18 protein-coding genes are annotated in these 24,137 nt (G+C 59.5%); 4 read left to right on the top strand and 14 right to left on the bottom strand.

What is annotated here, in order from left to right; translation table 11 throughout:
• Positions 1–598: 598 nt before the first annotated feature.
• The 5 genes from A8O26_RS12285 to A8O26_RS12265 all read right to left on the bottom strand — a co-directional run bounded on the left by A8O26_RS12285 (position 599) and on the right by A8O26_RS12265 (position 5,806).
• Positions 599–1,552: a D-2-hydroxyacid dehydrogenase family protein gene (locus tag A8O26_RS12285; RefSeq protein WP_064118235.1), complete on the bottom strand. Its 954-nt coding sequence runs from the start codon at positions 1,550–1,552 to the stop codon at positions 599–601.
• Between the two features lie 13 nt (positions 1,553–1,565).
• Positions 1,566–2,615, bottom strand: a complete 1,050-nt coding sequence (locus A8O26_RS12280) for an alpha/beta fold hydrolase (protein ID WP_064118234.1) — start codon at positions 2,613–2,615, stop codon at positions 1,566–1,568.
• 87 nt (positions 2,616–2,702) lie between these two features.
• The gene (locus A8O26_RS12275; RefSeq protein ID WP_064118377.1) at positions 2,703–3,137 is read right to left on the bottom strand and encodes a YqaA family protein; all 435 of its coding nucleotides are present in this window, start codon (positions 3,135–3,137) and stop codon (positions 2,703–2,705) included.
• Positions 3,137–3,583, bottom strand: a complete 447-nt coding sequence (locus A8O26_RS12270; RefSeq protein ID WP_064118233.1) for a DUF411 domain-containing protein — start codon at positions 3,581–3,583, stop codon at positions 3,137–3,139. The genes A8O26_RS12275 and A8O26_RS12270 overlap by 1 nt, the downstream gene beginning before the upstream one ends.
• A gap of 231 nt (positions 3,584–3,814) precedes the next feature.
• Positions 3,815–5,806, bottom strand: a complete 1,992-nt coding sequence (locus A8O26_RS12265; protein WP_064118232.1) for a methyl-accepting chemotaxis protein — start codon at positions 5,804–5,806, stop codon at positions 3,815–3,817.
• Between the two features lie 382 nt (positions 5,807–6,188).
• Here A8O26_RS12265 and A8O26_RS12260 point away from each other — a divergent pair, with 382 nt between their 5' ends.
• Positions 6,189–6,716, top strand: a complete 528-nt coding sequence (locus A8O26_RS12260) for a hypothetical protein (protein WP_064118231.1) — start codon at positions 6,189–6,191, stop codon at positions 6,714–6,716.
• Between the two features lie 50 nt (positions 6,717–6,766).
• Here the strand turns inward: A8O26_RS12260 and A8O26_RS12255 are convergent, their stop codons facing one another.
• The 6 genes from A8O26_RS12255 to A8O26_RS29940 all read right to left on the bottom strand — a co-directional run bounded on the left by A8O26_RS12255 (position 6,767) and on the right by A8O26_RS29940 (position 14,238).
• Positions 6,767–7,705, bottom strand: a complete 939-nt coding sequence (locus A8O26_RS12255; protein WP_064118376.1) for a GNAT family N-acetyltransferase — start codon at positions 7,703–7,705, stop codon at positions 6,767–6,769.
• Positions 7,693–8,994 (bottom strand): phenylacetate--CoA ligase family protein, encoded by a 1,302-nt coding sequence (locus tag A8O26_RS12250; RefSeq protein ID WP_064118230.1) that lies wholly within the window; start codon positions 8,992–8,994, stop codon positions 7,693–7,695. The genes A8O26_RS12255 and A8O26_RS12250 overlap by 13 nt, the downstream gene beginning before the upstream one ends.
• A gap of 42 nt (positions 8,995–9,036) precedes the next feature.
• Positions 9,037–11,433, bottom strand: coding sequence for an acyl-CoA reductase (locus tag A8O26_RS12245; protein ID WP_064118229.1), 2,397 nt, complete (start codon positions 11,431–11,433; stop codon positions 9,037–9,039).
• A 1-nt stretch (position 11,434) separates the two neighbouring features.
• Positions 11,435–12,565, bottom strand: a complete 1,131-nt coding sequence (locus A8O26_RS12240; RefSeq protein WP_064118228.1) for an acyl-protein synthase — start codon at positions 12,563–12,565, stop codon at positions 11,435–11,437.
• Between the two features lie 11 nt (positions 12,566–12,576).
• Positions 12,577–13,824, bottom strand: a complete 1,248-nt coding sequence (locus A8O26_RS12235) for an MdfA family multidrug efflux MFS transporter (RefSeq protein ID WP_064118227.1) — start codon at positions 13,822–13,824, stop codon at positions 12,577–12,579.
• Between the two features lie 273 nt (positions 13,825–14,097).
• Positions 14,098–14,238, bottom strand: coding sequence for a hypothetical protein (locus tag A8O26_RS29940; protein WP_007918111.1), 141 nt, complete (start codon positions 14,236–14,238; stop codon positions 14,098–14,100).
• 157 nt (positions 14,239–14,395) lie between these two features.
• Between A8O26_RS29940 and A8O26_RS12230 the strand changes: the two genes are divergently transcribed.
• The gene (locus A8O26_RS12230) at positions 14,396–14,584 is read left to right on the top strand and encodes a hypothetical protein (protein WP_064118226.1); all 189 of its coding nucleotides are present in this window, start codon (positions 14,396–14,398) and stop codon (positions 14,582–14,584) included.
• An 18-nt stretch (positions 14,585–14,602) separates the two neighbouring features.
• On the opposite strand, the gene A8O26_RS12225 is transcribed toward A8O26_RS12230, so the two are convergent.
• Entirely contained in the window at positions 14,603–14,980 is a 378-nt protein-coding gene (locus A8O26_RS12225) for a hypothetical protein (protein ID WP_064118225.1), read from the bottom strand.
• 244 nt (positions 14,981–15,224) lie between these two features.
• Between A8O26_RS12225 and pvdQ the strand changes: the two genes are divergently transcribed.
• Complete coding sequence (gene pvdQ / locus A8O26_RS12220; protein WP_064118224.1) at positions 15,225–17,570, top strand: bifunctional acylase PvdQ; 2,346 nt, start codon at positions 15,225–15,227, stop codon at positions 17,568–17,570.
• Between the two features lie 53 nt (positions 17,571–17,623).
• Here the strand turns inward: pvdQ and A8O26_RS12215 are convergent, their stop codons facing one another.
• On the bottom strand, positions 17,624–18,625 hold the full coding sequence (locus A8O26_RS12215) for a FecR family protein (protein WP_064118223.1): 1,002 nt from the start codon (positions 18,623–18,625) through the stop codon (positions 17,624–17,626).
• A 152-nt stretch (positions 18,626–18,777) separates the two neighbouring features.
• Here A8O26_RS12215 and A8O26_RS12210 point away from each other — a divergent pair, with 152 nt between their 5' ends.
• Positions 18,778–19,047 carry a PepSY domain-containing protein gene (locus A8O26_RS12210; RefSeq protein WP_064118222.1) on the top strand — a complete coding sequence of 90 codons (270 nt, stop codon included), beginning with the start codon at positions 18,778–18,780 and terminating at the stop codon, positions 19,045–19,047.
• A 56-nt stretch (positions 19,048–19,103) separates the two neighbouring features.
• Here the strand turns inward: A8O26_RS12210 and A8O26_RS12205 are convergent, their stop codons facing one another.
• The gene (locus tag A8O26_RS12205; RefSeq protein ID WP_064118221.1) at positions 19,104–23,921 is read right to left on the bottom strand and encodes a dermonecrotic toxin domain-containing protein; all 4,818 of its coding nucleotides are present in this window, start codon (positions 23,919–23,921) and stop codon (positions 19,104–19,106) included.
• Positions 23,922–24,137: the final 216 nt, after the last annotated feature.

The raw sequence follows: 24,137 nt of genomic DNA, 5'->3' as shown, positions 1-24,137 counted from the left end.
CTGATTCTTGTCTTGAACAAGCGATGTCCATGGCCAAATCCTGTGGCCGGGCGCAAACGCGCCACGCATCGGTAAGCAAATGCTACCCAACACGCGCAAGCAGAATGGGTGGTGAGGCCGTTGCAAGGATTGCACCAGTCGCTTAGGCCCTGCCTTTCAGATGACCCGTCGCGCAGAGCAAAAGTTTCGACTTTTTTTTCGGCCTGTGACCGACCGGTCGAGCCCTGCGAAAATCAGTCTAGGCCAGATCCTAGAGCGGGCCAGAGCAAATGGGTAAATTGTTCGACAATCGGTTTGCCGTTAACGGAAACCGGGGTCTGAAGGGCGAAACGCACCGACGAAGTGCAGGTTTTTCTGTGGGGAAGGGCCAAAACGGTGACTGGTTGGTCACAGTTTCGTGCTAGCGGGAAGTGCGCTCGCACTGTTGTGGTGCGGGCAGTTTGTTGGTGAGCGGACAGTGAGTGCCCCTTCGCGAGCAAGCTCGCTCCCACAGGAGATCTTCAGTGGACAGAAAATCTGTTCCTGGCACAGATCCAATGTGGGAGCGAGCTTGCTCGCGAAGGCGGTGGTCGCTACACCAGCGCAATGCTGGGAGTTCTCAGTTCAGCAGGCGAACCGGCTCCCCAGCAGACCAAGCCTGAATATCCTCGATCATCTGCGAAAAGAACTGTTCATAGTTCTGCCGGCTGACATACCCGACATGCGGCGTCGCCAGCACATTGTCCAGCGTCCGAAACGGGTGCAGCGCGGGCAGCGGTTCCTGCTCGTACACGTCCAGCGCCGCGCCGGCGATCTGTTGTTTCTGCAGCGCCTTGATCAGCGCCGCTTCATCGACAATCGGCCCGCGCGCGGTGTTGACCAGCAGCGCCGCAGGCTTCATCCAGCTCAACGCTTGCGCATCGACCAGGCCACGACTGCGCTCGCTCAGCACCAGGTGCACCGAGAGCACGTCAGCTTGCTCGAACAGGGCCTGTTTGCTCACGTAAGTCACGCCAAGCTGTTCTGCTCGTTCGGCGGTGAGGTTTTCGCTCCAGGCAATCACCTTCATGCCGAACACCTGGCCGAACTGCGCAACCCGCTGGCCGATGCTGCCCAGACCGAGAATGCCCAGGGTCTTGCCGTGCAGGTCGCCGCCCAGACCTTGCTGCCAATCACCGGCGCGCAGGGCATTGGCTTCATTCACCAGATTGCGCGTGGCCGCCATGATCAGCGCCCAAGTCAGTTCCGGCGCGGCGTGTTTGTAACTGTCGGTGCCGCAGACCTTGATCCCCAGTTTCGCCGCCGCCGGCATGTCCAGCGCCGCGTTGCGCATGCCGCCGGTGACCAGCAGTTTGAGGTTGGGCAGGCGCTTGAGCAGGTCTTCGTCGAACCGCGTGCGCTCGCGCATCACGCAGATCACCTGGTAGCGGCCGAGACGTTCGGCCAGCGTGGCGTTGTCCGCCGGGTAGGCATGTTCGAAGGTCACTTCACCGATGCTGTCGAGCACCGACCAGTCGACCACGTCGCGAGCCACGTCCTGCCAGTCATCAATCACTGCAATCTGCACCGCCATCAGCCTTACCTCATCAACGAACGGGATTGGGTGTGTTCAGCCAGCCGAGCAGTGCCTTGTGGAACTGCGCGGGTTCTTCCATTTGCGGCGCGTGGCCCATGCCGGGGAATTCGACCAGCGTGGCGTGTGGGATCAGCTTGGCCACTTGTTTGCCGAGCACGTCGTAGTGGCCGATCCTGGCTTTGACTTCAGGTGACGCGAGATCCTTGCCGATGGCGGTGGTGTCGGCGGTGCCGATCAGCAGCAGGGTCGGCATCTTCAGGTCTTTGAACTCGTAGTACACCGGCTGGGTGAAAATCATGTCGTAGATCAGTGCCGAGTTCCAGGCGACTTGCGTCTTGCCCGGGCCTTTGCTGAGGCCGGCGAGCATGTCGACCCAGCGGTCGAACTCGGGCTTCCAGCGGCCATCGTAATAGGTGGTGCGTTCGTACTCGCGGATGCCTTGGGCACTGACTTTCAGTTCGCGCTGATACCACTGATCGACGGTGCGATAGGGCACGCCGAGGGCTTTCCAGTCTTCCAGGCCGATCGGGTTGACCAGTGCCAGTTGCTCGACTTGCTCGGGGAACAGCAAGGCATAACGGGTGGCGAGCATGCCGCCGGTGGAGTGACCCAGCAGCGTGGCTTTCTGGATGCCCAGGGCTTTGAGCAATTGCTGGGTGTTGGTCGCCAGTTGCTGGAAGCTGTACTGATAGTTGTCCGGTTTGCTCGATGTGCAGAAGCCGATCTGATCCGGCGCAACCACGCGGTAACCGGCCTCGCTCAAGGCTTTGATCGAACTGTCCCAGGTCGCGGCGCAAAAGTTCTTGCCGTGCATCAGCACCACGGTGCGGCCGTTCGCCTTGCCGTGGGCGGCGACGTCCATGTAGCCCATTTGCAGGGGTTTGCCCTGGGACTGGAAGGCGAAGTGTTTAAGCGTGTAAGGGTATTCGAAGCCTTGCAACTCCGGGCCGTAGGCCGGGCCTTCCGGCGCGGCGTCGCCTGGCGTTGCGGCCTGTGCCGACAGGGGCAGGGCGGCGCAAAGAAACAGGCCGGGTAGCCAACGGGAAAACATGACAGACATAGGGTCAAACTCCGTTTGAAATCGGCCGATCCTGGAACGGCTGGATTAGGGCGACGTTAAACACAGGCACTCAACTGAGCTGATCGTTCAACCGAGCCAACCCAGCGTCAGTATGGCCAACACCGCGTAACGCGCACCTTTGGCGAGGGTGACGATCAGCAGGAAGCGCCCGAGCGGCTCGCGCATGACACCGGCGATCAGGGTCAGCGGATCGCCAATCACCGGCAACCAACTGAGCAACAGTGACCAATGACCGTAACGCTCATAGTGCTTGCGCGCCTTGGCCATATGTTTGGGGCTGACCGGGAACCAGCGCCGCTCCTGAAACCGTTCGATGCCACGCCCCAGCCACCAGTTGACCAGCGAACCGAGCACGTTGCCCAGCGTCGCCACGGCGAGCAGCCCCCACAACCAGTAATGCTCGCTGACGATCAAGCCGACCAGCAAGGCCTCGGACTGCAGTGGCAACAAGGTCGCGGCAGCGAACGCGGCGAAGAACAGCCCGAAGTACGCGGCGCCGATCAATGGGCCGGGTAATCCGCCACGACTACGTCAGCACCGTCCTTTTTCAGGCCGATGACCTGATAGGCATCGCTCATGCCGTCCATTTCCATCCCCGGCGAACCCATCGGCATGCCCGGCGCGGCAACACCGAGCAGGTCGTCGCGCTTGCTGAGCGCCAGCACTTGCTCTGCCGGAACGTGGCCTTCGACGAATTTGCCGTTGATGATTGCGGTGTGGCAGGAGGCCAGGCGCGGTGGCACGCCGTGTTGTTGCTTGAAGCTGCTCATGTCGCTTTCGACATGGTCTTCGACTTTGAAACCGTTGGCTTGCAGGTGACTGATCCATTTCTTGCAGCAACCGCAATTGGCGTCGCGATGCACTTCGATCGGGATCAGGTCGGCGGCTTGCGCCAGAGAGGAGATGAACAGGGCGCTGAGGGCGACCAGACGCAGGTGGGTTCGCATAATGGATTCTCGGCTCGGGTGACGATCAGAAAAGAACGCATTTTGACCGGTTTTTGCTGCTTGGCATCAACGCAATGTTTCCAGTTGTTGCAAGGCGTAGCACCCACCTGTGGGAGCGAGCCTGCTCGCGAAGGCCGGGTGTCAGGCACCGGGTGCAGTGACTGAACGACCGCATTCGCGAGCAAGCTCGCTCCCACAGGGGGTATGTGCAGGGCAGAAATCCCCGGTGAATCAGCGCACTTTGAAGCGCCCCATGATCGCACTGACACGGCTGTTGGCTTCGAGCAACTGGTGGGTGTTGAGTTCGCTGGCTTTGCCGCTCTGCACCAGTTCATCGACCATGTGGCGGATCTGCACCATGCTGCGGTTGATTTCTTCGGTCACCGCACTTTGCTGCTCGGCGGCGGTGGCGATCTGGGTGCTGAGGCTATTGATATGGCTGACCGAACCGGCCATTTCATCCAGCCCCGAATTGACCCGGGCCGTAGCATCGGCGGCGGACTGGCAACTGGCCTGGGTGTTTTCCATGGCGCTGACCGATGAACTCACGCCTTGAGTCAGGCGGCTCAACATCTCGTTGATTTCCGAGGTGCTGGCCTGGGTGCGGGCGGCGAGGGCGCGCACTTCGTCAGCCACCACGGCAAAACCGCGACCCTGTTCGCCGGCACGCGCGGCTTCAATGGCAGCATTGAGCGCCAGCAGGTTGGTCTGGCCGGCGATCGCGCCGATCACCCCAAGAATCTCGGTGATGCGCTGGGCGTCCTGCTGCATGTTTTCAACTTTGTGGGTGGCGCTGGCCACTTCATCGATCAGTGCCACCACGCTGCTGGTCGCTTCGCCCACCACTACCCGCGAACGGTCGGCGTTTTCATTGGCACGCTGGGTGAACGCGGCGGTTTCAGCGGCGTTTTGCGCAACGCTTTCGGCCGTCGAGCTCATTTCGGTGATGGCGGTGACGGTCTGATCGGTTTCCGAAGCATGCCGCAACAGAATCTGGCTGGTATGCGCCGAGGTTCGTTGCAGGTTATCCAGGCTCGAAGCCATGGCGCCGGTGGCCTGCGTCACTTCACCGATCATGTTTTGCAGGTAGGCGATAAAGGTGTTGACCGAATGGCCGATCGCGCCCAATTCGTCTTCGGCGCGGATGGTGATGCGGCGCGTCAGGTCGGCATCGCCGCTGGACAGCAAGTCAATGTTGGCTTTCAGCGCTTTCATGCGCTGCACCAATTGACGGATCGCATAGACCTGCAACAGCACCAGCAGGATCACCAACGGAATCTGCAACAGGCTCAGGCTGCTGAGGACGTCGTCGCGTTGCGCGGTGAGCATTTTGGTCGGCAGGGCAGTTGCCAGAAACCACGGTGTGCCCTCGATCGGACGCATGAAGAAGGTGCTGTCCTCACCGTTGTTGTCGAATTCGACGCGCTGCGCCTGCTCGCGGTTTTGCAGGCCGGCCTTGACCTGACGGGCGAACGTCGAGTTGCCGGCCAGATCGCTGATGTTTTTCAGCACGATCGGGCCGCTGATGCGCGAGCTGTTGCTGATGATCTTGCCGTCCGCTTCGACGATGAGCATTTCGGCGCTGAGGTCTTTTTCCTTGCGCGCCACCAGATCATTGAAGAAGCCCAGGGTCACGTCGATGGTCGACACGCCCCACGCGGCACCGTTTTTCTGGATCGCCATGGCGCAGTTGGTGCGCGGTTCGGCGCTGGCGTCATCCTTATAAGCGGCTGCCCAGGCGCACTGACCGCGCGGGGTGGCCATGCCGCCCTTGTACCAGCTCTGGTCGTAATAGTTGGGCGCTGCGTCGCTGTTCCAGAACGTGTTCACCGCCAGTTTGCCCGAGGCGTCACGGTGCCAGAAGGTACTGAATTTGTTGCGCCCGGCTTCACGTTGCCCCGGCAATGGCCAGATCCCGCCGCCGAATACCTTCAGTTCGCCGTATTGATCCACCAGCCCCGGCAACACCGTGTCGATGGCCGCGCTGTCGAGCAGCGGGATGGTCTGGGTGATGCTGCGCTGTTGCGCCTGAACCTTGTTCAGTTCGCCCTGAATCTGTTCGGCGACTTCGGCGATGCGATTGAGGACGACCTGTTCTTCGGTCTGACGCAGCTTGGGTGCAACCAGTTGGCTGATACCGACCACCGTCAGTACCGACAGCAGCAGGATGAACAGAACCAGAAACAACGTGTAGCGAGCCTGAATGGTGCGGAATGCGGGCATGGAGACCGGTCCTTGAGCTGCGATTCTTATTAGGGAGGGCAGGGGTAAAACAGTGCGGGTATCCACAGCGTATCGTCGTTGCGGCGGGAAGCTTTAGGTACTGACGTTCTAAAAAGCAGCGGCGCCGATGACTGGTCGGTATCGGCTTTGATACATGCACTGCGGTCCGGTGCTGGATCGTCCGAAAAAGTCATTTGCATTTCATTGGCATGACAGTCTGGATCAGGGATTACGGGGGCTAGCGCTTTTGTATCGAGAATGTACAAGAATTGTAAAAAAGTGCAGAAAGAGGTTGGTGCCATCAGTTCGCCCGCTGATACTCGCGCCCATTATTGGTGCTCAACACGGATATTTTTATGCTCATTTCACAGGGAGTCTGTTCATGACGATCGGTATTGTCGGCGGCTGGGAGAGTAAGGCCGGGGTAATGGTTCGCGACACCGGTGCCAAGAAACAGGTGTCCCAGAGTGTCAAAGTGCAGCAGATGCTCACCCTGGTCGGTACCAACCCCACCGCGCTGAATACTGCCGAAATGGACAAGCAGGGGTTGCGCAAGGCGATGAAGGGCTTCGACCCGTCGAATGTCTCGGTCAAGCAATTAGGCAATCTCAGCGAGATGCTGCGCAGTCGTGGGTTGATCTCCGAGGTCACGTCCTTCACGTTGAAAGCGGCCGGGGACAAGTTCGACCGTTTTGGCGTGACCAAAGACATCGACGCCAAATTCAACGCTTTGGAATATTTTGCGACCCAGCTCGATGCTATCCAGAACAATGGTCTGAATGGCAACGCCTACGGTAAAAACCTGATTCCCGAGTTCAAGAAAGCGATCTACGTCCTGCAGAACCTGAAGACCTATGGCGAAGGCAACATGGCCAAACCGGCCGACCAAGGTGTCAGCTCCAAGGCGTAAAATCAGCGGTTGTCGCCCGCCCCAGGCTGGAACGGGCGACACCGATTGGCTCAGTAGGGCGGTAATGCCGCTTGCGGGTGCACGGCGATGTGCTGTTGCGCCTGATCATGCAGACGCTGCATGTGCGGGCAATGCAGCGTCAGCGAGCGCGGGCGGTAGCCGCGATGAAACAACGCCAGCCAACCCGCGCAACGTTCATTCGGGGCAATCCCGGTGAAGATGAATCCCATCGCTGCCAGGTTATCCACGGCGCTGGCAAAGCCCACTGCAAGTTTGAGCCTGATTGAGATCATCCAGTGTGCAGGCAGTTGTTGCAGCTGCTTGAGCAGGCCGCTATCGAGTTTTTCCAGCATCACGTCATAGCGCCCGATGCAAGGCTCAACCTGGATCGGCGGCCCGATCCAGGGCGTCTCCTCGTTCTGTGTTCCGTAGACCCCGCACAAATGCTCCATGAGTTCGCGACAGCTTTGTGGCCATGGCAGTGCCGGAAGCGGCCGGCGGTGGCCTTCGACCGGGATATAGCCGATGACGATGGACTCCGGCAGCGTCAGGCCAAACGGCGAGGGCACGTAGTCGGGCAACAAGCCGCTGCAGCAAAAGCCCAGTCTGTCAGCCATGCGTTGGCTGTAGACGTGCTGCGTCACCTGTTTGATGGTTACGCCATGGCAACCCAGCGCCTGTGCACGGATCAATAGCCGAGTGGCCAACCGCGTAGCAATGTCCTGCTTGCGATTCGACGGATGGACCACGCTCAATGCCAGTTCCGCCACGTGCGATCCGCTGGTTCTGCACAACGTGGCGTGGCCGAAGATTTTATTGTCTGCTTGCGCCACCCATGAATGCCAACGCCCATCGCCATGGTTCTGGTTGATCATCACTGGCAAATACACGTGCGGCTGGACGTAGTGGTCGCCGTAGATTTCCCGGAACAGATGGCTGACAGCCGCGGCGTCGGCGCGGCGATAGCGACGCAGCGTCACGTTATCCATGGGCGTTGCTCCGGGCGCTGATGGTCGTAGATGCGCAGGTCGACGACTCGTTGACGTTTGCCGGAACGCGGATGCCGAGCGAGTGCATCGGTCGTGCAAGGGACAACCTGTAAATCCAGCTGACCCTCGGCGCGCAATCGGCTGACTAGCGGGTAATGCTTGATCAAGGCACTGTGCAACGCAGTGTTAGCGTCAGCGGTTTCGGGCGCGAGCACATCAGGCGCCCACTTCAGGCACACGATATCGACGTTGGCCGATTGGCTGATCAGCAGTTGCCAGTCGTCGCTGGCGGTGACGCACTGGACGATCCTGGCGATGTCTTCGATCAGCAGGGTCAGATTGCTCACCCGCACGCGCTGGCTGCTAGCGCTGCGCCCCATCAGGGCGAACTTGCGCATTGGCGCCGTGGCGGGCTCTCGCCAGCAGGCGAGGTCGCCCACGGGGTAGCGAATCAACGGCATCAGCCGACGGCTCAGGTGGGTGATTACCAGCCGCCCGGGACGGTCGCAGTGATCAATCACTTGCCCCGTGTGTTCATCGATAATTTCCAACACGCTGTGGCCGTCCAGCCTCCGGTGTTCGCCCAAGGCGCAGTCGCGGCTCGCGGCACCGATGAAGCCCGCGTCGACACTGGCGTAGCCGGCGGAGGCGATCCGCGCGTTGGGGAACACCCGATGCAACAGCTGCAATTGTCCCGCGAACAGGCTTTCGCCGCCATAAAGCACGGTCTCGACCTCCCTCAGGGTTTGCCCCAGGCGCTGCAGTACGCCGGCGATAGCCAGTAGTTGCGCGGGCATACCGGCCAACACGTTGATCCGGTACTTGCCGATCGCCTCAGCCAGTACCGCCGGCTCGACGTTGCCGGTAAAAGGGTATTCGGTGATCCCCGCTGTTTCGTGTGCAAGGGCATCGTGCATAAAGATAAAACTGGCATACAGATCGCCGGCATAGAACAGATTTGCGACCCGATCTCCCGGATTGAGTTGCTGGCTGAGATGACGGCCAAATGTGCGCACAAGTGCCTGCCATTCTTCGCGGGTAAATACTGAAAGTTTACCGCCGCTGGTGGTTCCACCTGTTCTGAACACCACGGCGCGTTGCACTGTCGAAGTCAGTACTGGCCATTGCTCGAAGTTCTCGCTATTGGCCCAGTACTGTGATGGGTCTATCACTGGAAGTTGGTCGAGTGCAGTTGTCTGTGGCGCAACCTGTTGCAGGTGCCTGGCGTAAAACTTTGAATGTTCGCGGGCGAAGGCGATCAACTTGTTCAGCTCAAGTGTTGTATTCATGGTGTGCTCTTTAGTTGTTCTGGCCGCGGCCAGTGTTGGGCTCTAGCGGCGTGCATCGATCACGCGCGGCATCTTTTGGCTGTGTCGGTTTTTTTCGAACTTCAGCGGCTCACAGGTTTGCGCGTGCACGGTGACTAGCGCGGTTCGCTCCAGGTTGGCCAGCCTCGAGTAGCCTTGCAGCCGGTCGAGGATGTCTGCAGGCTCGCCGGGGCTGCGAATCAGCAGGCGTTCGAGGCCGTCAGGCGCGTGATCAAGGTGTAACTGAAAGGGCGCTTGCAGGTGGCGGCCGAGTTCGTTCAGGCAAATGAAATCGCTGCCGATTCGCAGCAAGCTGCCGTGCCGTTGCAGCAGTTCGAAGCGTGGCGAGTCCAGTCCGCACGCGCATTGGCCGGGTAGCCAACGCCCCGTGTCGCCGACCTCATAACGTTGTACCTGCTGACCTTCGCGTTTTTTCGAGGTGAACAGCAAACGGCCGACTTCATCGTCAACGACCGGTACGTCCTGCTCCAGGGCAACGATTTCCAGGTGCTGGATAGCGTCCAGCAAATGAAACACGCCATCGCCGGTTGCGGCGCAGGCATGCCCAAATACCCCGGCATCGACACTGCCATAAACCGCCGAGCGAATCTGGGTGACGCCGCAGCGCTGCAACAATTCGCGGCACTGATCGCTGATGTGCTCACCACCGAGAAAGACTTTTTCAATCGCGCCGTAACGGCTCAGACGCGACTGTTCGTTGAGGAACAAGCGATGCACGATGCTGGGCATGCCAATCAGGACTGTGACGCGCTGCTCGATGATCAGTTGCGCGATGTCGCTGTAGTCGTCATCGCTCGGTGCGCCCATCGGTAGATGGGTGGCGCCCAACAGTTCCAGCACTTTGGCAAAACTGAAGAAACTGCCACACAGGCTGCCAGTGATGAACAGGTTCATCACCTTGTCGCGGCTCGGATCGAGGCCCGCCGCGAACAGTCCGTCAGCCGTCGCCTGCATTTGCCGGTGAAAATCGCGGTAGCTGAATCCCGCCAGCGCCGGTGTGCCGCTGCTGCCACTGGAACGGAAAAACAATTGCGCCGCCGCCGTTGTCGGTCGTGCAATAAACGCCGCTTTGTCGGTGATCGGCAGGCTTTCCAGTGTCAGCGGGCAAGCGGTGCGATCAAGGGTCATGTGGGTGGGCAACTGCGTCGCTGAGACGCTGACCGATACCCGCCGGCTCAGACGTTGCAGTGCATAGACGCCGTCGTGCGGTTCACCGTCGTAACCGTCATGAATCGCGTTGATCGGCGTAATTCGACTGACGCCCGCCGCAATCAGCGTACGCGACAGCTCAGCGATCTGTGAGTCGGCGCACACCAGCGCACAGCTCTGCAACACGTTGCGCCATGGCAGCAGGGTCTGCACCAAACTCGCGCGCGGCAGCGGTTTGAGCAACAACGTGCGAAACAGCGGGGAGGGCGCCAGCTGCTGATCATGGCTCCAGATCACCCGCCAGCCCGGCGCGCTCCAGACTTGCGCGGTCTTGCCGGAAAAACTCTTGCCCAGATTTGCCATCTGGCACTGGGTGGTGATTTCGCTGGCCTCCTGAACGTTCGGCAGCAGCGCCGGCCATTGCCCGCTGCGGCGCTCGAACGCTTCGGCCAACGCTGCGCCGATTGTCTTGAGAACGGCTGGCTCATTGCTGTCGACCAGTAACCATTGCGGGCTGGAGCAGGCCTGTTGATCCAGTCGGCAGACTTCATCGACGATCGCGTCGAGCGCCTGCGGCGAGGCCGCCTCTGCAGTCAGGTAGGCAAAGCTGACACGGTGGCCCCAATCGATCCAGCGACAGCCGGGTGGCAGTTGTTGCCGGATGGCTTGCAGCGCTGCTACGCCGCCCCACGCTGAAACCCCGTTGGCCATTTTGCATAAGCGGCCGATCTGCGCCGTCGCCACCGGTAACACGGCAACGTAATGGCGCAGTTGGGCGCTGGGATCACACTGCAACAAGGTGTGCAGCAGGCGCGCAGTCAGCCCCTGGTCACTGCGGCTCGGGCGTAGCCAATTGATGTTGCCGGCCAGCAGGCTTTCGATCACTGCGCAGCAGGCGAGCAGCGGCGCATTCGCCGGTGTGACATGGACAACCAGACCCAGCGGGCTCCAGCGTTCGAAGCGCGATTGTCGATAGTCGATGCGCCGCAGCGATTCGGCTTGATTGCCCAACTCACGTTCAAGCTTGTTTTGCAGGGCGTGCGGCTGGCAGAAGTCGATGAGTGCCTGGCGCTGCGCCTGATCCAGCGGCAGTTCAACGCTGTGCAACTGCCGGGCAAAGTTGCCGACAGCGATCAGCACGGTGGCGCTGTCCAGCGCGGCGTTCAGGTGTTGCGGCAACGTCTGTTGCAGCAGCGTCAGGGCACGGTCGAGGTCGAAGTCGGTGTGCAGCTCTCCATTGATCAGGTACATATCAATGGCTCCCGAGTAATTCGGCCGCCGCCATCGCACAGCTCCTGCCGACGGCGGTGCCTGCGCGGCCGTGCAGTTCGAACCAGTCAGCGGCAAGGCCACAACCGCAACTTGCGCCGGGATGCAGCGTTGCCAGATCGCTCATGACCACCGCGTGTGCCGGACTGGACGAAATATAGGGCGAGACGAACCCCAACAAACCTTGCTGGCCGTAGGGCTGGATTGAGAAATCGAGTGGGTTGCGCACATAGGCCTTGGCGTAAACCGGGACATGAAAATGATGGTGGGCACATTCGATGTAGGGCACGGCATGCTCGACCGCACCATAACCGTCTCGGCAACGCGATGGCTCGATAGCCAATTGCCGGGTGATGCGCTCGTACAGTTGTTGTTTGGGCACCTCCTCGCTGGCCCGGGCTTTCCAGCCGCCGCCGAAGAACACCAGCGAATCACTTGGCAGCTTCAGCGCAGGCACACCGGTGGCCTGCATATGCTGCAACGTCTGCCAGAGGAACGCCGGGAAGCCGAAAATGCGCACAGGCAGGCCTTCCTCGGCGAACGATTGCAGGGCTGCGATGACCCCGAACACATCGAACTGATGGCCGTCGCCGTTACTGCGCAACGCGTAAGCGACGCGGTTGACGGGGGCGAAACGGCAAAGGAATTGGTCGGTGTAAGACGTTGCCAGGCTGATTGCACCCTTCGGTTCGTAGCTCAGCAACAAGTAGTTGCAGGGCGTGTCCGGTGTATTCCAGCCATAGTGGCAAAAGATTCGTTCGACCATGAATTTTGCGCGCGACAGACTGCCAGCGTCATAGCGCATGCGGCTTTTCTGCCCGCTGGTGCCGGACGATGTCAGCTCCAGGGCGTTTTCTGCGGTGGGACTGAGCAACGGTTGCTGTTTGAAAAAATTGGCCAGAATGGGCGGCAGACAAGACCAGTCATCGAGACTGTCGAGGTCCTGCCTGTCAATACCGTTGGCGCCAAGCCAATGTTCATAGCCAGGGGTGTGCTGACAATGAAACCGGCTGATCTCGGCCATGGCCTGATCAAACAGGCCCGCTGGCACGGAAGCCGGGCAATAGGGGTGCGGCAACGCGCAGAGCGCATCGCTGGCGGGGAAGTGGTTCATTCAATAATCCTTTATTGAGTAGAAACGCCATCGGGATGGTTGCCTTGCAATAATCCCGTTAACAGCGGCAGGCACATCAGGCCGCTGACGGCAGCGAAGAGAGAGAACAGTTCTAGGCGTGTGCCTCCGCCGATGAAGGCGATAAGCGAGCCGCCGAGGCTCATTACAGCAATTGAAATCATCCCGATCAGCGCCGAGACCAGGCCTTTGCTGTCATCGCTGGCAAACAGTGCCAGGCGATATAGCGCGGCGTTGCTCATGCCCAGCCCGACAGCGGATAGCGCCAGGCTCGCCACCACCGCGCCGAGGCTGGCGCCGGACAGCGCGCAAACGATCAGCGCCACCAGACCCAGGCAGAAGGGCCAAAGCGCCAGGCGAATCAGTTGCGGCAAGGCATGGGTGGGCAGCAAACGGTCGAGCAGCAAATTGCCGACAATGACTGCAGCGAAGATCGGAATCTGCCACAGCGCATATTCCAGCGGTGTCAGCCCCAGCAACTGGATCAGCAGCAGCGGTGACAGGCCGATCCAGGCGATCAGCGGCAAACTCATCAGCCCCAGGGCGAAGCTGGCGGCGAGAAACTGGCCATTGCCAAACAGGTGACGGTAGCGCTGTCCGGTCTGGCGCAAGGAAAAGCGCAGCGCATTTTGTCGATGCCCATCGCGACGGACGACGCCGATCGTTTCCGGCATGCACAGCAACAGCCCCAGCCAGACCAGCGATGCGAGAAGGCCCAGGCCCAGAAACAATTCGCGCCAGGACAGCCACTGCAACAACACAATGCCCAATAGCGGCCCAATGAGCGGCGACAACAGGGCTATGTTGCCGAGCAGTGCCATCAGGCGCACGGCATCGGCCTCGCAGAACACCTCTTGCAGCGCTGGATAGCTGACTGCGATCACGAAACCCAGGCCCATGCCTTGCACCCATCGCAGCAGGTTGAAGGCTTCGATGCTTTGCGTGGCGAAGGCGCCTGTGCAAGCCACGGCAAACACTGCGCAGCCGATCAACAATATGCGCCGGCGCCCCCATTGATCGGACAACGGCCCAATCAGCCATTGCAGGCAGACACCCCCCAGCAAATAAAGATTGAAGGCGTTGGGAACATGCCGCACGTCGGCCTGAAGTTCTGTGGTGACGCTCAACATCGCCGGCATGATCAAATCACTGGCCATGTACGTCACTAGTTCAAAAGCACTGATAAAAAAACAAAATCCGAATACCTGTCGTGGTCCGATGTTTATAAGGGTTCTCTGCATAAACGTCCTTGTTGGTGAGTTAAGGAAAGTTCCCAGAGACTAGTTGTATAACTTCACCTGACCTACGGTTTTGCTGCGACATTAGATTTCAAATGCTTGCAACTTGTTTACTGATGGCAGTTCCTGCGCGATACATTTACAGCGGCGTAGTGCCCACGGGCGGCAAAAACAGAAAAGCCCGCAACAGGGCGGGCTTTGTTTTAAGTTGATCGGATTTGTGAGTGTCCTCTTCGATCCGTTCATTGGCCGGTGGACGGGGTGAACAATCCGGTTCTATCGATGTTGGTAATAACCCGGGCCACCCTGATAGTAACGGTGGTGGTCGTCGTGCCAGCCACCGTGGGGGAAGATGATGCAGCCACTCAGGGTCAGCAGGGCAAGAACGGGAATCAGCCAGGTGATTCGACGCAGCATTTCAAAAATCCTCATGGTTACGCCGTCATGAAGCCAAAACTCTTCATCGGCTGTAACATGAGACCCCGTTTGCCGCGCCGCATCCCCGTAAAAGGGTAAGCGCATGGCATGCAATCGGATACAAACCGGATACATTCCAAAGATTCAGGAAACCGCAATGACCCACAAGCAACGCTTGATATATTCGATTCTGATCGCCGTGTCGGTCCTGGCCATCATGCTGGGCCTGTCCTGGCTGCAGAACGCCGGGAAGATCGACGAAAAGACCTTCCAGTACATCGCCATCGGGGTGGCAGTGGTGGTGGTAGTGATCAACGGCGTGATGCGCCGCAAGGTCAAGCCTTGACGGCGATCGCTGCACACTTCAATCGTTGTTGAGGACGGCCGCAGCCTGTGGATGCAGGCTGTAGCTCTTGTCTGCGTTGAAGGTGATGACACCTTCGGCGCACAGCCGTTTGAGCACTTCGCGCACGCTGAGAAACGACAGCGGAATGTCCAGATCCAGCAATTGGCTGTGGACACCGCGCACACCCAGCCGGCGGTCGGTTTGCGCTGCAAGGAGCAGGGCATCAATGACCTTCAGACGAATCAGGCTGGTGCGCAGCCCGAAACTTTTCAGCAGCAGCCGGATGCGTTCGTTACCGTGACGCTCGACGCGTTGCTCGAAATCGCTCGCGTGGGGGCTCATCGAAGCTCCTTTTGGCGCCTGGCTACCGTCCGTTGGTAGTTGCGAGTTGTACATGCGATTACTCCTTTTCAGAGCCTGATCAGGAAAGGTTATTTTGCTCTCTCTAAACAAGACGTATCAGCACGACAAATCATGAAAGAAAAAATGTAGAAAATTTGTCGGCAATTCGTCTTTTCCTTGTCATCCGGGCTCAGGCTGGCAACTTCGTCGGCTAAATTATTTTCTTCGACTTCGTTTCTTGATCAGGCTCATCGCGTGCGACGCGTGGGCGTTCTTCGCATTTCGATCAGGAGCGGGCGTGACTATTTCCAGGCAATTAACCGGACTGGCCGTTGCCAGCATGTTTCTCGGGCTGAGTCTGTCGGCCCATGCGCTTGCGCCGTCCACCTCGGCCAGCGCCGATATTCGCCGCACTGCTTTTGGCGTGCCGCACATTCGTGCAGAAAACGAACGTGGACTGGGTTTTGGCATTGGCTATGCCTATGCACAGGACAACCTGTGCCTGTTGGCCAACGAAATAGTGACCGTCAACGGCGAGCGCTCGCGCTATTTCGGTCCGGAGCAATTGACGGTCGAGGAGCGCGAGAACCGCGTCAGCGATGTGTTCTTCACCTGGCTCAATACCCCTGAGGCGGTGACCGCGTTCTGGCAAGCGCAGCCGGCCCCGGTGCGCGATCTGATCGAGGGCTACACCGCGGGTTACAACCGTTATCTCGCCGAGCGCCGTCAGCAGGGTTTGCCCCAGCAATGCCAGGGCGAGTGGGTGCGGGACATTGCCCCGCAGGATCTGGTCAAGCTCACGCGCCGTCTGCTGGTTGAAGGGGGCGTTGGCCAGTTCGCCGAAGCGTTGGCCGGCGCGACACCGCCACAGGCAACCGCTGCTATTGAACCGGGTGCGCAGGCCTACCGTTTGGCGGATGCACGGCAGCAACGCTTTGCCCTGGATCGTGGCAGCAACGCCGTGGCGGTGGGCAGCGAGCGCTCGTTCAATGGTCGCGGCATGTTATTGGCCAATCCGCACTTTCCGTGGGTCGGCGGCATGCGTTTTTATCAAATGCACCTGACCATTCCCGGCAAGCTCGACGTGATGGGCGCCGCGTTGCCGGGCCTGCCGATGATCAACATCGGTTTCAACCAGCACCTGGCCTGGACCCACACCGTCGATTCGTCGAAGCACTTCACCCTGTATCGCCTGCAACTGGACCCGAAGGATTCAACGCGCTACCTGCTCGATGGCCAATCGCTGCCGATGCACAAGCAGACCGTGACGGTGCAGGTCAAACAGCCGGACGGCCAGTTAGTGGCGGTTGCGCGTGACCTCTACAGTTCGCAATTCGGGCCGATCGTGCAATGGCCGGGCAAGCTCGACTGGGACAAGCAATACGCTTATAGCCTGCGCGATGCCAACCTCGACAATGATCGGGTGCTGCAGCAGTGGTATGCGATGAATCAGGCCACCACGCTTGAGCAACTGCAGGATTCGGTGCACAAGATTCAGGGCATTCCGTGGGTCAACACCCTGGCTGTCGATGATCAGGGGCAGACGCTGTACATGAACCTGTCGGTGGTGCCGAACGTCAGCGCGGACAAACTGGCCAAGTGCAGCGATCCGCGCGTCGGCACGCAAATGATCGTCCTCGACGGCGCCCACAGTGCCTGCGCCTGGGACATCGACCCGAAGGCTGCGCAGAAGGGCATTTACGCCTCCAGCCAACTGCCGCAACTGCTGCGCAAGGATTTCGTGCAGCACTCCAACGATTCCGCGTGGCTGGCCAACCCGGCGCAACCGCTGACCGGTTTCTCCCCGCTGATCAGTCAGGACGGCCAGCCGCTGGGCTTGCGCTCACGGTTTGCGCTGGATCGCCTGGGCAGCCTGAGCAAAAAAGGTCCGCTGGCAGTGAAGGATCTGCAACAGATGGTCATGGACGATCAGGTGTATCTGGCGACCCAGGTGGTGCCGGACCTGCTGAAGTTCTGTGCCGGTGACCTCGGCAGCGATGCGCAAGCACTGAAACCGCTGTGCGCCAGCCTCAAGGCGTGGGACGGTCGGGCCAATCTCGATTCGGGTCTGGGCCTGGTGCACTTCCAGAACGTCATGCAGGCGTTACAGGAATCTGCCGATATCTGGCGCGTCGCCTTCGATCCAAAAGATGCGCAACACACTCCGCGCGGGTTGGCGGTCGAGCAGCCTGCGGTCGCCAAGGCCGTGCGTGAAGCGATGCTGGCCTCGGTGGCCACGACTGCCAAAATGGGCCTCAAGCCAGGCACGCGTTGGGGCGATATCCAGGTGGTCAGCAGCGGTGGCCAGCAGACGCCGATTCACGGCGGGCCGGGGACCTTGGGCATCTACAACGCGATTCAAAGTGTGCCGCGCGAGGACGGCAAACTGGAAGTGGTCAGCGGCACCAGTTACCTGCAAGTCGTGACGTTCGACGAGAAGGGGCCGCATGCTCAAGGTCTGCTGGCGTTCTCGCTGTCCAGCGATCCTCAGTCGAAGTATTCGCGTGATCAGACCGAGGCGTTCTCGAAGAAGCAATGGAGCGTGCTGCCATTCACCGAACAGCAGATCAAGGCTGATCCGCAGTATCAGGTTCAGACCGTCGGCGAAGCGTTGGACAAGAGCGGTAAAGTGGCCGTGCAGTAAGGGCTGAAGTTGCCGGGTAAAACGAAGGCCGCGCTCCTCAAAGAGCGCGGCCTTCAGCTTTTTGGCGGTTGCTGCGGCAGCGAGTTGATCACCGGGTTACCTTCCTTGTTGCGCGTCAGGTAGACCGGCAACACTTTGGGCAGAGCGCTGGGCAGGTTGTTCAACTCTTTGATGTTGTAGATGCCACCCAAACGGATCGAGCCGGTGCTGCTGTCGGCGAGCATCAACGGTGTGTCGAGGTAGCGGTTGATCAATGGCAGGGCGTCGTTGAGCGCGAGGTTATCCAGCACCAGTTTGCCGTTGCGCCAGGCCAGCGCGTTGTCGCCCGGGTAGGTCTGGCTGATTTGCGGCATGTAGTCGCCTTGCTTGTAGCGGGCCTGCATGGATGGCCCGAGACGCAAGCCGTCGCCGGGCAGTGCCGTATTGCTGCTGACCAGCACCGAGCCTTCGATCAGGTTGACCCGCACCTGATCTTCATACAGCCAGACATTGAATCGGGTACCGGTGACGCGGATCTTGCCTTCGCCGGCGCGCACCACAAACGGGTGCGTCATGTCATGGCTGACGGTGAAGAAGGCTTCGCCCTTTTTCAGCGTGACGCGGCGTTCGTCCTTGTAGTTGCTGAAGGTCAGATCAGTATTGAGGTTCAGTTCGAGTTGGCTGCCGTCACTCAGGGTCACCTGACGGACATTGTCGGTGGCGGCGAAATGCTGATAGCTGTTGGGCAACCAGCCAAGATTCCAGCCGGCGACTGCCGCCAGTGGTAACGCCAGGGCGCAGACACCAGCGGCTAGGGCGTATTGCCGCCATGCACGCGAAGGTGGCCGGATCGGCACGACATTGGCGGCTTCAGGCCGTGGCAGGTGCTCGGCAACGTCCCAGATTTCCAGCATCGCTTCATATTCGAAGGCATGCAGGGGATGCGCGTCGTGCCACTGTTGGAAGTCGCGACGCTCTTGATCCGTACAATCGACGGCGTGCAGACGCATGCACCAATGCGCGGCGGCATCGGTAATCGCATCGTATTCGGCTTCCGAGAGAGTGTCTTGGGTCATTGACTCGTCCTGATTTCGCACATTCTAACCTTTGCAGGAAGTTGCCGAGAACCTGTGTCATGGCAATTACCCATCAAAGTGGAACTTATTTTCTCCGTTGGCGCCCAAAAAACAGGACGCGAATGACTACTATCCATAAATGGAGTGAAAAAATGATCAAAAAGACCTTCACCGCGCTGATTATCTCAGCCGGTTTGCTCAGCGCCGGTACAGCCATGGCGGACAAGCCGGGCGCGGGCTGGATCACCATCGAAAAAGCCATCGAAATCGTCAAGACCAAGGCCGGTTACACCGAAGTCTACGAGATCGAAGCGGACAACAACGGTTACTGGAAAGGCGAGGGGCGCAAGGCCGATGGCGTTGTCTACGAGTTCCGCATCGATGGCGCTTCGGGCAACGTGCTGCGGGATCAGAAAGACTGATCACCCATGACACGCGCAAGGCGCAGGTTCAGACCTGCGCTTTTTTTTGCCTGGATTCAGGGCGCCGGCACCGGATCCAGTTGTCGGCCCATCTCGCAGATGAGGCGAGCGATGGAGTCGGCATTGCGCAAAATCACCTCGATGCGCGCGTCGGCTCTATCCGGATCGAGAAAGGCGTCGCGGGCGTCTTCCATGGTCGGGCTGCGGGTCAGTGACAGAATTTGTTTGCTGAGGTCTTTCGCCCCGGAAATCTTCTCCAGGCTGACATAGGCGTGTTTCTTGCTGATCCAGCGCGCAAACAGTTCCTGGCGCGGAGTCGTCAGCGACAGCGCCGCGGACTGAAAACGTTGCAGATCGTGCTGAATACTCACCCCATACAACGTGAGGGTGGTGATCAGGTCGGCAAACGGCCGCCGCGACTCCAGCGAAGCAAAATCTTCAGCGTTGGCAAACTGGTGGGCGAACTCGTGGATCAGTGTCGCTGCGCGGGCATGACCATCAACGTCGAAGGGTTCAGCGAGCATCCCTTTGTACACATCCAGTTGGGGATCGAAAAAGTGTTCGGTGAAATGCACCATTTTCCGATGATCATTCATCAGCACGAACGCAATGATAGATGACGCGAAAATGTTGGAGCCGACCACGAAACGTTCGGTGTTCATCAGATCATCGTCGGGATCCACCAGTGCTTTGCAGATCGGTACGATCACTTCTTTGAGCTTGCTCAATAAACCGGTTTCAACACTATCCACTCCGAAAAACACCCGCAGAAAACCATCCAGACGTGTGCCGGGCACGTTGGCCTTGAGTTGTGCGAGGTTGTGCAGGCTGTTGAAAGCGTAGAGGCGCGCAAGGTCGATGGAGTGCTGAATCATCTGCGCCTTGGCGGGGTGCATCTGGCGTATTTGCGCCATGCCCGTTGCCTCGATGTTCAACAGCGTCCGGCGATCCTGCTCGACGCTGTAGCGCCGATACAGTTTCGACACGGCTTTGCCGTGGTGCACGGCATGTCGGTCGGGCGCCAGCACCAGCCGCGAACCGTTTTGCCGGAGTGACGGGCCGGGTTGTTCGTCCTTGACGATCTGCCACACGGCCCCCGGTTGTTCGACGCGGTGGACCTTGCCGGCAATGGCGGCATAGCTGCGCTTGTTGAGCGGATCCTCATAAGTGCCGGTTCTGGCGTCGCGCTTGAAGTTCTCAAGGGCCACGTCCGTTGCTTCAAGGCCCTGCAACTCGGTGCGCAGCGGTGAGGTCGGGCGAATCTGTGACCAGCTTGGAGCAACCAATGCAGAGGACGCTGGCATCGCGTCGCTTTCTTCAATCGTGACCGTAGGGGTTGCTGTTGTTTGCAGGGTTTGCTCGGTGATTGCCTGGTTTGCCAGTCTGCCCAGACTGATCATTTGCACGGCACCGGCGATAAAGGTTTTCAGCGCTTGCGACCAGTGATGATCCTGCAGGTTTTCCGCCGAATTCTTGAAGTCCTTGTAAGCCTGCCAAAGAAACGTGACGTAGGAAATTTTGCCGGGCAGCAGGCCGGCGATCAGATTGGCGCCATGGCTGAAGAGGTTTTTTGCCGCCTCCCAATCGGCTTGAGCGCTGCTTTGCAACTGGCAGCCCAATAATTGCGGGAGCAGTTTGAGGTTGTCACTGAAGAAACGCTGCAACAGATTGCCGGTGATCGCGTTGCCGGCCAGGGTCATTTCACTGCGCTCGCCTGCGGTCGACTGAAACAAGCCACGGAACACTGACTGCTGGTCCAGCGGTAAGCGCCGGATGACCAGATCCTGAAAACTGCCCGGTGTGTTCACCGCCGCAATCACGCTCGCTTCGTCGGCGAACTCGCGAAAAATCTGCTCGGCATACGGTGCGTACAAAGTCAGTGGGCCGTGATGACCACTGCCCGGGCCAATCAAATACAAGCCCAACGTTTCCACTGCCGTCGAGCCTGCGGTCTTGATCAACGACAACGGATAAGCAATGGCATGTGCGCCAGCGACCGTCGCGCGGGCGATGCCATCGGGGATGTCCAGCACCTGACTGAGGAAATCGAAGGCGCTGCCCGAAAGTTTCTGCTGCAGCTTCAATCCATGCGCGTGTTGCAGCAGTTGCCAAGGCAACTGGCGAATAAACCGTTGCTTGCGCGCTATGGCCTGTGATGAGCCATCAGAGAGTGCCGCGACGATTTTTTGCGCGAACGTCGTCGGGATTGCCAATGACAGCAACAGTTGCCGGACGGCGCCTTGATCCAGCCCCGTCGGTAGTTTTTTACGGGTCTTTGAGGCGACAGAGAACCCCGTGCCCTGAGCGATATTGATATGGTTCAGGGCAAATTCCGGCAGCGTCCGAGCCGGGCCGGCCAGCGCCAGATCAGGCGTGATCTGGATGTCTTCGGGATCAAGATCACTGCCCTTGAATCGAGCGCCAAGCAACGACTTCAGCGTCTGGCTGACGTGCTCGGCGAGCGAGGGCAGATCACTCAAATAGTCTTTGTGCTCGACCACGCTATGGCGCCACTGCTCAAGCAGTTCCAGATGCAGTTGCTGTTCCGCCACCGGGGCCATGCCCAGCCAGGCCGGGAGCGACTGTTGTTGCTGCAGGGCTTGCGCAAAATTGATGCTGCGCAGCAGGTTGGTATCCACCGTGGCTCTTTTGCTGGTCGCCAGTGCTGAGGTCAGCCCGGGGTGGCCTTGAAAACGCTGGCGAAGTGTGTCGCAGCGGGCGAGAAAATGTTCGATGGCCGACTGCATGCGTTCGTGCAGCACATTCTCTTCAATCAGACGCAGCGCGCCCAAGGTGTATTGCTGGTGCGGCTGATGGTCACTGGGCAGCAGATTTTCGACCAGCGACAGGCGTCCGACACTGTCCTCGAGCCGCCGCTCGAGCGCCCGCCGCGCAGCGTTAATGCTGGCAAATACCTCGAGGCCCCGCGCAGGACTCCACAGGATGGCCTTGCCCGAGTGAGTGTCGTCGAGGCCACCGCGTTCGGTGAGCAAGACGCAGTGGGCCAACGGCAAGGGGGGGGGGGTGCCAGGGTTTTGCAGTGTGAGTGACCAGGCATCGGGGCGAAAACCGTTGAGCGAGCCGCGATTGTCACGACTGGATTGCTCAGGATGAAACACCGTGTTGACGATCGCCCGCTCAGCGGCGTTGAGTGAACCACTGAGGACGCGCAACGCGGCTTCCTGGGTGACACCGACAAAGAGAGAATGGGCCAGCCGTGACTTCATGTTCTCAAGGAAACTGCGCTGCTCGCTGGCCCGGGTGGTTGGCTGGCTGCGGAATGAACCGGTCAGTAACGCGTCGATGCCCTTGCAGGAACGTTCGACCTCTTGTGCTTTATGCGCCAGCACTGCCGAGGGCTGTTGCACGCCCGCCAGCACTGGCCGCGTCGACCAGCGCTCACCGGCATCCAGTGCCATCAACCGCTCATGGACCATGGCGCGAATATCCAGGGCCTTGTCGAACATCGCATGGATATCGACCGCGCCGTCGCTGTGCCGGAACATCTGCAAGGCGTATTCGATGTTCTGCCGCTGTTTGGTGATGATGGCTTCGAACAGTACTTTGAAGATCTCGCCGCCCAGGCTTTCGCCGGTGACATGGGGTCGGTCAAAACCAATAAAGCGTTTGCGCTCTTCGAGATTCAACAAAGCATAAAATTCGTCCTGATGGCCGGCCGCCTTGAATTTGCTCAACACAGTGGCTTTCAGGTCGTTGTAGTCCTTGAGCACTTGCAGGCCGTGGCTCGGGGTGTAAAGACAGGCATCGGCATGGCTGATCATCAACGAACCCGCCAGTTCGACATAGTTGGCCTGATATTCCCACAGGCGCACGTTTTCGATGGTTGGCCGGCGGCTGGACAACGCCGCCGGGCGAATCATTTGATGCAGCGTGGCGAACTGGCGGGCGTCGATGATCTCGGCTTCGCGCTTGAGCATCAGTTCGGCGCGCGCCTGCTCCAGCAACACTTCGGCAAAAAACACGCGCCGTGGCGATCCTGCCGCGCAGGGCGCGTTCCAGTAACGTTCCATTTCGCTGAACAACAACACCAACAGTTTGTCCGACACCTGCTTGAGTGCCTCTGCCCAGATCTGCTGGTCACCCGCGGTGGGGACATGTGCGGGATTAGAAAACTCGTGTAACTGTTTAACCGGCCAGTTTCGATGGCGGTAAAGCATCAACAATCCCTCACTGAGGCTTTTTGAATCGTGCCATTGGCGGCTCAGCGTCGAGTCCGCATCCGGTGTGTAAAAGCTGATGCGGGTTTGCGCTTGGTGCAGGTTGGTAAAAGCGCTGTTCAAAGCGTCATCCAGCAGTTTTTCCAACAGGGCTGTCAGCGCCGGCAATTGCTTGAGCTCGGCGAGCAGCGCTTCGGCATTCAATTGCTGACACGCGCGAATCGCAGCCGTTTGGCTATCGAAAATATCCCCTTCAAGGGTTTCGTACGTCAGCGACAGGGCGCTTTGCTCAGCGACCTGCCTGCGCTGCGACAGCGCGAGAAACGCTAACAGATCGTCGTCTTCCTCGGCTTTGCTCAAGCGCACCTCAAACAGTGTTTTCAGGGTGTCGAAGCTTTCGTATTTTTTGATGCCGTCGTAGGGCGTGTAGAGGAAAGCGGCTTTATCGTCGCTGTCGCCGCACAGGACAAAACTGCCGGCCAGGTTGATGGGGGGCTGGCTGCCGGCGTTGATCCAGATCGCTTGCGCGAGCATCGGCGGGGTTTGCTCGATGCGCAGCGCGTGGGTGGCCAGTGTGACGTTGGTCAGCCAGTCGAAATCGCTGTCGTTGAGGTTGTGGGCTTTACCCAGCGCCTTCCACAGGCCGGGGAAATTCAGCGTTTCGGGAAACAGCAGTGGCGCAATAGGCTCAGGCATCTTCGAGTCTCGGTAGGCGCGTTCCGGCGCGAGAAATAAGACGCAAGGCTAGGGTGCGAGAGGGCGACGCAGGTGGTAGATAGTTACCGCACGCGTCCTGCAAAGCGCAGAGGCGTGGCGCTCCCGGCAACATCGAAAGGTTGACAGCCGGCGGGTCGGGCATGGTTAATCGGTTTGCCGTTTGTTCGTACGCTGTTGTTCCCTCCAATAATCATT

The organism is Pseudomonas fluorescens (assembly GCF_001648775.1).
Lineage (GTDB): Bacteria > Pseudomonadota > Gammaproteobacteria > Pseudomonadales > Pseudomonadaceae > Aquipseudomonas > Aquipseudomonas fluorescens_M.
This window is presented reverse-complemented; position numbering and strand designations above follow the sequence as displayed.